Below are 8,644 nucleotides of genomic sequence, written 5' to 3' on the forward strand. Positions count from 1 at the left end.
CCAGAGGTAAAAGACAAGCCGGAGATTTTGATAAAACCGATCGAAGAAGAAAATAAAGAAGAAACAACAGAAGAAATCGAAGAGTCATTAAAACCGGAAGAGCCAAAGGTAATAGAAGAGCCGAATGTGTTCGAGAAACCAGAGGTAAAAGACAAGCCGGAGATTTTGATAAAACCGATCGAAGAAGAAAATAAAGAAGAAACAACAGAAGAAATCGAAGAGTCATTAAAACCGGAAGAGCCAAAGGTAATAGAAGAGCCGAATGTGTTCGAGAAACCAGAGGTAAAAGAGAAACAGGAAGTATCAAACAAACAAGAGTTACAAGATAAAGTAGAAGTACAAAGCAAACAAGAAGTACAAAGCAAACAAAATGTACAAAATAAATCTGAAGTACCATCTAGTAAAGAAAATAATAAGCAATCAAAATTACTTCCTCAAACAGGGGGAACATCAACTGAATCTACTTCTCTTATTGCAGGTATGTTTGCATTAATTTTGGGAGCGAGGTTGTTTAGACGCAAAAAAAATTAATGGTGAGAGTTAGTTCGGAAACAAAATATATGTGAAAAAGCGGAGACTATGGGTCTCCGCTTTTTTTATTATTTGTGTACTTTATGGATGAACGATTTTAATAACATGCTTTTCGTTTTAATTCATATTTTTTACAAACGCATGCTTTATTTTTTTGCGAAATCGGGTGATTAGCGTAATGATAATAATACCGAAGATAATTTTCCAAATGTGTTGTTCAAGTACGAGGAATATATCTTCTAAATTTTCCCCTAACCAATACCCACCGATTAAGAAGAAGGATACCCAAAATAGGGCGCCTGAATAAATTGTCATCGCAAAGCGGCGAAACGGTAAGTTGATAATTCCTGCAAAGTATCCTGTGAAGTGGCGAACGCCTGGAATGAAAAAGGCGATAAAGATTAGAAAATATCCGTATTTATCAAACCACATTTTCGTTAAATTAATTTTCCGTTCTGTTAAAAATACATATTTCCCGTATTTCTGAATGAAAGGCATGCCAAGTTTATTTCCTAAAAAGTATTGGAATGTCATACCTACACTTGTCCCAATAAAGGATAAAATAATTAAAATGGGTAAACTCAAATCACCTTGATGTGATAAGAATCCTGCATAGGCTAATGTTGGCTCTCCTGGAAACGGAAGAGCAATATATTCTAAAAGTAATCCAACAAGTACTACATAATACCCATATTGCTGAAATAATTCGTGAATCCATTCCATATTGTGCGCTCCTTTTTACATTGAAGTTGTTACACATCTTCCTCTTTTTCGCACTAATCGAACTGAAATAATAGTAGTAGAAGAGTTTGGCTGGAGGATTTAAGCTAGTATGATTTTTTGACAACCACTCGCGAGTGATATCATACTTAATATAGCTCTTTGCTAATTAGCAAAGAGCATCGAAGTGTAAATGTTACTATTAGTTAAAGTCATAGCGGTATAAAAATATGTTGAAATCTTCTTCTTTTGGTCCAAAATCAACTGCTTTTTCTTGTATACGTTGGAAGTTTTGTTTGTCATAAAATCCGTAGTTGCATTCATTATCTGTATATAAATATAAAGATGTAACATCTTCTTTTGTCATGTATTGGAATAAATGATTTAATAAAGATTTCCCAACTCCAAGACCTCTAGATTCTTCGGATACGATGAATAATTGTATGCATCCTTGAAAATGATCTTCTTTTCCTTGAATGAGTTCTTTATATGTTTTTTGAACCTTTATAAATGCTTTTAAAAACCCTCTATTCTCTTTATTAGTCATGAATAGTTTCAGCGTGTTAAAGGCAAAGCTAACAGTATTATGGAAGCTCTTTAAACGGTTTTTATCTTTTTTGGAATCGCCTAAAATGACACCGATAATTTTATTATCTTTTTCAGCTACCTTACTAAAGGAACTTTCTAAAATGCAACTGTGTAGGTAGAAGTTTAATAGTGAATTTAAAAATTTTTTATCTGTAATGAATTTATTAAATCCAAATGCCTCACCAATTAAATGTTTTATAGGCTCATAGTCTTCCTTAGCTAGACTTCTATATTTTACTGTGTTCATAATTGTATACTCCCTTTATCAATGTAAATGACTTATTATAAATAGTAAGGTCTCCTCTAAGGGGAGAGTCAATAGCAGTAGAAAAAATAAAAAGGAAGAGATTCAGGTGAAAACATTATTTTCTATTGGAGAAGTTGCAAAAATAAAGGATATAACGATAAAGGCATTAAGGTACTATCATAAGATGGGAATTCTTATTCCAAAACATATTGATGAATCAACAGGATATAGATATTATTCTATAGATCAATTCATTCACATTGATATTATAAAAAGTTGTAGAGAGTTGAATACGAGTATAGTAGAACTTCAAGAGATTTTTAAGGAATGCAATACGGACAAGTTGCTGCAATTTTTACAAGTAAAGAGAGCGGAAGCGGAAGAGCATATAAAGAAAATGAAAGAGGTAATTGAAACGATTGATGGGTTAAATGAGAAAGTAGGGAGTTCACAGGAAATATTAAAAAGTGATGAAGTGTGTATTCAGTTCTTTGAACAGCGGAATGTGATTGTAGCGCCATGCAAAGAAGTGGGGAGTTTACAGGAGTTACTGTATTATTCTAATTTAGAGAAAATCATTCAAGATTATGAAGATAAGATGTCAATGGAGATGGGTATTCTATACAATGTCAATGAAAAGTGGGATGTAGAGCCAAAGTATGTTTTTAATAAAGTACAAGATCATGTACAAATGGAAGAGGTGCCAAATATAAAAGTATTACCGGGCGGGAACTATGTAACATTAGCGTATAGTAAAGAAAATGAAGAAGAACGTCGAAACAATATAATTAAATATACAAAAGAAAATAATATAGAAGTAGAGAGTTTTATTGAAGTAGAGTTAGTTAATGATTTTTTTAATACGGAGTCTTATAGTTGTCAAATTCAAATTTTTATAGGGGATAGTGAGAATAAGAAGTTTTGATTCCATAATTTTATGGAGGGGACTGTCCCAAAAGCCTAACTTTGAAATGGAGTTATGTTCTTATTGGGTAAAATTGCAACATAAATCTCATTATATCGACTTAACTGCAAAATACGACAATGATAGCCTACCTATTAATAAAAAGAGGGCCGTCCCCCAAAAAAAATTGGGACGGCCTCATTAGTAGTAAGGAACGTATTATTTACGTGAAAAACCTTCTTCATCAAGGTATTCCGCAGCTTCTGGATAAGAGTTGAATGTACCGTCTAAGTTTACGCCAGCGTAAACGTTCCACATGTCATCCTCTGAGATAAGAGTAAGGATATGACCATCTTCGTTACGCCATTCTTCTTCGGCAGCAGGTTCCATTGGTGCTACAATTTCCTCTTGCTCCTGTGATAGACGTTCAATTACTTTTTCAATTAATGAACGCAGTTCTTCTTCTGAAAACTCACGGATGTTAATCATACCTTTATCATCTGTTTTATAACCTTTAATGAAGTTTGCATATACAAATCCGTTTCCATTTGGGTGTAAATGATATACAACGTTCTTTTTATCTAAACGACTTTCTTCAAAGTGAAAGTTTACGCGTTTTAATGATACGTTCTTTCTTTCTAATTCCGGGAAAGATTCAATAATTGATAATTTTTCTTCAAAAGTTAGCATAGTGCCTCCAAGTATATAGTAAAAGATTTAATTTGTTCATTATAGCATAGTCAAGTTTGTTTCCAAAGGTAGATTCGTCATATTGCTGTTTTTTAGTTTGATTTGGGAAGGCTATTTATCAATGTAGGCGTTTACTTCACGAGACTGTAAAGAGTTTTTTATAAATACGCTAACGAACGATTTGTTTTAGATGTACAATGGAACGTGGACTTTATCCCGCTATTTGCGGGCTAATAATCAGTGGGGGATGAACAAAACCCCCACTGATTAAAGTTTCACTTTATACGAAGGTGGTTATTTATATGTTTCAAAAAATAGCAAAGGAATGTTTAGCAGGGTTTACTGTTGCGATTGTTGCTTTGCCGCTAGCAATTGCATTTGGTATTGCCGCAACGGGAACGTCTGAGGGAGCTTTGGCCGGATTGTATGGTGCGATTTTTGCAGGTTTGTTTGCGGCATTATTTGGCGGTACACCGGGACAAGTAACAGGTCCTACTGGGCCGATTACAGTTATTGCAACAGGCATTATTGCAACTCACGGATTAGAAGCAAGTTTTATTGCATTTATGATGGCAGGGTTATTTCAAATCTTATTTGGTGTATGTAAGCTCGGCTCTTACGTTCGTTACATTCCATATCCCGTTGTTTCAGGATTTATGAACGGAATTGCACTGATTATTATTTTAGGTGAAATGAAGCACGTACAAAATAGCTTTCTACTTGTGTTATTAACGATCATTGTAATGATTGTTTCTGGAAAATGGATTAAGGCCATTCCATCAAGTTTAGTAGCATTAGTAGGTGTTACAGTAACGTTGCCGTTATTTTCTTCTATGCTACAAGGAATTACAGTAAACTTACCAGTTGTAGGAACTCTTTCTTTAAATAAGATGATTGAAAAGATTGGTGCAATTCCAGAGGCGATGCCATCTCTTCACGTACCGAGTTTAGACGCAAATGGCATGTTAGCACTTGTATTACCAGCGCTTAGTATTGCTTTATTAGGATCAATTGACTCATTATTAACGTCTGTCGTAATGGATAATGTGACGGGGACACGTCATAAAAGTAATAAAGAGTTAATCGGACAAGGTATTGGTAATGTTGCGAGTGGTTTGTTCGGAGGATTAGCAGGAGCAGGTGCAACTGTTAGATCAATCGTTAATATAAGAAGCGGCGGGAAAACGGCGCTGTCGGCTTGTATGCATAGCATCATCTTATTCATTTTCATTATGGGACTCGGTTCAGTGGTACAATATATTCCGCTTGCTGTATTATCAGGCATTTTAATTTTAACTGGCATCGGGATGTTTGATTGGGAAAGCATGAGGAAAGCACATGTAGCACCGAGAGGCGATGTGATTGTTATGTTCGTGACGATGTTTGTGACAGTGAAATTCGATTTAATGGTTGCTGTTGCGTTTGGCATTATTCTTTCCTTCATTATATACATGGTGAAATGTAAAGAACGTAAAGCTTCTATTATAAAAGAAAAAGAAGCGACGTATACGATTCAGGGACCACTTTCATTTCTATCAGTAGATCGTATTTTTGCTTCTTTACAAAATGTGAAGTCACCAGTTATTTTGCGTATGAAAGATGTACGTTATATGGATGTATCAGGAGCTATGGCATTATTAAACTTTGTTGAGCAATCGGATAAAATAGGAGCGAGTGTGACACTTGAACATGTACATCCGCATGTTGAAAAGACGATAGTGACGATGGCGAATGATGAGCAGAAAGGGAAATTACGATTTTTGAAAGCTGAAGCAATATAAAAAATAAGAACCTTCACATGAATTGCGTTGTAGATTGTGAGGTTCTCATTTTTTGTATATGTGTTTATTATGCACGAAAATCCTTATATCTAGATGTTTTAAGTCTGTTGACAATTGCTACACTAAGCAGTATAGTAACATCTTAGATTAGCAGTATGCTATCATAATAAGTGTAAGAATTTTAAGATTTCTTTATGCTAAAAAGAAATCGCTTTAAGCTGGAGGGAATATTTGATGTACAAACAGTTACCACACGGAGTAAAAGTCGGGATTACACGTTCAATTGCTGCTTCTTTTGAGAAGTATATGAAGGATATTGAATGGAACGAAGAAAAGTTTGACATACAACAATTTGTTGAACAGTGGAAACAATATTTATATACAAAATCAACTTGGATTAATAAAGTAGATGACAAGTTGAAAGAACATCCAGATTTCCATCAAGTGTTAGCAGTGAAAGTGAATGAAAAAATTAACGAGCTTATTAATGAAGAGCCGACTGAAGATCAATTGAAAATTTTAAAAGATAACAAAGTAAACAATATAGATGATTTTTGTAAGCTAGAAGCAGCATATCATATTGAACGTCTGTAGTTGAATTGCATAATATTGTACATCAAAACACGTCGTATTCATAAAAGAATACGACGTGTTTTGATTAAGAATGGTTATTGCGGGATAAATGCTTTCCATTTAGATAAATCGATTGTTTCCTTTGATACTGAATCAGCAGAGAATGTAAAAGTCCAAGGTTTAGTTGAATTGGCCTTGATTTGAAAATCTGTTAATGTAAATACTCCTTTTGCAACGACAGCCCCAGAGCAATCTGAAATATGCAATGGAAGTTGTTCAAGAGTTATATTTTGATTATAACCATTACGGATTAAAATCGTTGCATTCAAATCTCCATTTTCTTCTACAGCTGCGTTTAGCCCTAGGAAATTAATTTCATCTTCTGCAGGTGGAGTAAGGTTAGTAATAATTTCTTGCAATTTCATTATTGCGCTTTCAGATAGTTTTTCTTGCCATATAGGATCTAAATCTAATGAATGTTTGCCTTTTAAGTCAAATACTAGTTGCCAGTCTTCTGTAGATAGAGTTGCTCCAGTTATTGAATTTTCTTCAAATACGAAAGTCCAAGGCATATTTACATTTGATGGAATCTCGCTTAAGAGTGACAAATCAAATTCTTGACGTGCACATGTTTCTCCATCTTTATTTAATAGTGATAGAGTAAGAGTCTCAAATTGAATTGAATGTTTTACGCTACTACGAATAAATGTAGTAATATAATAAGCATTTTCATGTTTTTTACTTTCAACTCCAGCTAGCGAAATTTGATTTTCTTGTAAGGTAGGTAAAGATTTATGTAAAAATTGATAAATATACTTCTGTTCTTGTGAAACTTCATTCCAAGAAGGATGAAAGTATAAGTTAGGTTTTATGTTTTTTGTATTGTTGATATTGTCTTCGGTTCCTAATAATTGAGAACTCGAAATTACAGAGTCTCTACCTTTTTTTCTTGCCTTCTTTAAAAATGATAGCATGCAATTCACCTCGTTATATATTTTGTGGAACAGTTATATATCTTGCTAAATATAAAGCAACCTCTTTTTCAAAATGGCTAAATGTTTGTAAAAAGATTTCAAAACCTTCTTTTTGATAAAGGCGTGCTGGATCCTCTTGTTGATATTGTCTTAAGCCAATACCTTCTTTTAAATGTTGCATTGCACTTAAATGATTTGTCCAACCAGAATCAAGGAAGTGTAAGCTGATTTGACGTAATACTTGTTGTGCATCTGCATTTTTTTCTAAATCATTAATACGCTTTATATAACTTGTAAGAGTATCTTTTAATAGTTCTTGTAAGTCTTCAGCGGAATGGACGTTATTAGCAGATAATGCCGGAATTTCTTCGATAGATAAAACTTCTTGTAAAGCTTCCACTAGTCTGGTGAAATCCCACTCTTCAGGAAGCATTCCTTCTAATAAATGTTCATTAGCAATAGTAGCTACTGTATTTTTAATCATTGGAACGACAATCTCTATCATATTGGTTTCTTCGTTTAAGAGGTTAATACGAAGTTTGTAAACTACATTTCGTTGATCGTTAATGACATCATCTAATTTCAAGTTATATTCACGCATCGAAAAATGACTACCTTCACAAATTAATTGCGTACGGTTGACTAAATCGTAAATTTTAGTAGTTTGAATTAGGCCATTCTCATCGGTTTTAAGTGATTTTTCAAGCTTCTCTACTTCTTCACCAGCGTAGCGTTGCATCATTTCATCTTCTAATGAAAGGAAGAATTGAGAACTTCCAGGGTCACCTTGTCGGCCAGCTCGTCCTTTTAACTGATTATCAACACGGCGAGATTCATGTCTTTCTGTTCCAATTACATGTAAACCGCCAAGCTCATGGACGCCTTTTTCTAATAAAATATCCGTTCCGCGTCCTGCCATATTTGTAGCGATTGTAATTTGTCCTTTTTTCCCAGCTAATGCAATTAAATCAGCTTCTTGCTCAGCACTTTTCGCATTCAATAGTTGGTAAGATAAATTTGCTGCATCTAAATAACGAGCAACAGTCTCTGATTGGAGGATGGACATCGTACCAATTAAAATAGGACGTTCTTCCTTATGTATGTTTATTACTTCTGCACAGACAGCTTTATATTTCGCATCGGCTGTTAAATATACGACATCTGTTTTATCTTCGCGAAGTATAGGACGATTCGTTGGAATAGAGATAACTTCCATATTATATACGCGGTTAAATTCTTTTTCTTCTGTTTTAGCTGTACCAGTCATACCGGATAATGCTGGATACATGCGGAAGAAGTTTTGAATTGTAATAGATGCTTGCGTTTGATTTTCATCTGTAATTTTTAAGCCTTCTTTAGCTTCAAGTGCTTGGTGTAAGCCGTCGCTTAAAGAACGTCCATCCATAACACGTCCTGTAAAAATGTCAACGAGCATAATTTTTTCATCATAGACAATATAATCCACATCTAATTGGAAAGCGACATATGCACGTAATGCTTGAATCATATAATGATATAAAGTTTGATGCTCTAAATCATATAAGTTATCAATATCAAATAAATCTTCAATCTTCGTAATGCCATCTTCTGTGAAGTTACATGTTCTTGTCTCTGCATCGAAAGTGTAGTGCAGAGT

9 protein-coding genes are annotated in these 8,644 nt (G+C 34.1%); 4 read left to right on the plus strand and 5 right to left on the minus strand.

The window, feature by feature from the left end; all coding sequences use genetic code 11:
• A partial coding sequence (locus AC1DTM_RS13855; protein ID WP_477000361.1) for an LPXTG cell wall anchor domain-containing protein occupies window positions 1-531 on the plus strand: 531 nt, incomplete at its 5' end.
• 117 nt (window positions 532-648) lie between these two features.
• Here AC1DTM_RS13855 and AC1DTM_RS13860 read toward each other — a convergent pair.
• Both AC1DTM_RS13860 and AC1DTM_RS13865 read right to left on the minus strand, forming a co-directional pair.
• Window positions 649-1,254, minus strand: coding sequence for a DedA family protein (locus AC1DTM_RS13860; RefSeq protein WP_016103844.1), 606 nt, complete (start codon window positions 1,252-1,254; stop codon window positions 649-651).
• 199 nt (window positions 1,255-1,453) lie between these two features.
• Window positions 1,454-2,086 (minus strand): GNAT family N-acetyltransferase, encoded by a 633-nt coding sequence (locus tag AC1DTM_RS13865; RefSeq protein WP_477000362.1) that lies wholly within the window; start codon window positions 2,084-2,086, stop codon window positions 1,454-1,456.
• 106 nt (window positions 2,087-2,192) lie between these two features.
• Between AC1DTM_RS13865 and AC1DTM_RS13870 the strand changes: the two genes are divergently transcribed.
• Window positions 2,193-3,011 carry a MerR family transcriptional regulator gene (locus AC1DTM_RS13870; RefSeq protein ID WP_477000363.1) on the plus strand — a complete coding sequence of 273 codons (819 nt, stop codon included), beginning with the start codon at window positions 2,193-2,195 and terminating at the stop codon, window positions 3,009-3,011.
• 198 nt (window positions 3,012-3,209) lie between these two features.
• Here AC1DTM_RS13870 and AC1DTM_RS13875 read toward each other — a convergent pair whose 3' ends face one another.
• Entirely contained in the window at window positions 3,210-3,680 is a 471-nt protein-coding gene (locus AC1DTM_RS13875) for a hypothetical protein (protein ID WP_016103847.1), read from the minus strand.
• Between the two features lie 302 nt (window positions 3,681-3,982).
• Between AC1DTM_RS13875 and AC1DTM_RS13880 the strand changes: the two genes are divergently transcribed.
• The gene (locus AC1DTM_RS13880; RefSeq protein ID WP_477000364.1) at window positions 3,983-5,461 is read left to right on the plus strand and encodes a SulP family inorganic anion transporter; all 1,479 of its coding nucleotides are present in this window, start codon (window positions 3,983-3,985) and stop codon (window positions 5,459-5,461) included.
• A gap of 234 nt (window positions 5,462-5,695) precedes the next feature.
• Window positions 5,696-6,055 carry a hypothetical protein gene (locus tag AC1DTM_RS13885; protein WP_367959717.1) on the plus strand — a complete coding sequence of 120 codons (360 nt, stop codon included), beginning with the start codon at window positions 5,696-5,698 and terminating at the stop codon, window positions 6,053-6,055.
• A 74-nt stretch (window positions 6,056-6,129) separates the two neighbouring features.
• Here the strand turns inward: AC1DTM_RS13885 and AC1DTM_RS13890 are convergent, their stop codons facing one another.
• On the minus strand, window positions 6,130-7,008 hold the full coding sequence (locus tag AC1DTM_RS13890) for an accessory Sec system S-layer assembly protein (protein WP_016103850.1): 879 nt from the start codon (window positions 7,006-7,008) through the stop codon (window positions 6,130-6,132).
• A 13-nt stretch (window positions 7,009-7,021) separates the two neighbouring features.
• Window positions 7,022-8,644, minus strand: a 1,623-nt coding sequence (locus AC1DTM_RS13895) for a preprotein translocase subunit SecA (protein WP_477000365.1), incomplete at its 5' end; no start/stop codon positions are given.

Source organism: Bacillus sp. P4_D3, from assembly GCF_056401855.1.

Bases quoted from the DNA above. Each gene is read 5' to 3' on its own strand.
- AC1DTM_RS13860 (WP_016103844.1), bottom strand. From the start codon at position 1,254: ATGGAATGGATTCACGAATTATTTCAGCAATATGGGTATTATGTAGTA.
- AC1DTM_RS13865 (WP_477000362.1), bottom strand. From the start codon at position 2,086: ATGAACACAGTAAAATATAGAAGTCTAGCTAAGGAAGACTATGAGCCT.
- AC1DTM_RS13875 (WP_016103847.1), bottom strand. From the start codon at position 3,680: ATGCTAACTTTTGAAGAAAAATTATCAATTATTGAATCTTTCCCGGAA.
- AC1DTM_RS13880 (WP_477000364.1), top strand. From the start codon at position 3,983: ATGTTTCAAAAAATAGCAAAGGAATGTTTAGCAGGGTTTACTGTTGCG.
- AC1DTM_RS13885 (WP_367959717.1), top strand. From the start codon at position 5,696: ATGTACAAACAGTTACCACACGGAGTAAAAGTCGGGATTACACGTTCA.
- AC1DTM_RS13890 (WP_016103850.1), bottom strand. From the start codon at position 7,008: ATGCTATCATTTTTAAAGAAGGCAAGAAAAAAAGGTAGAGACTCTGTA.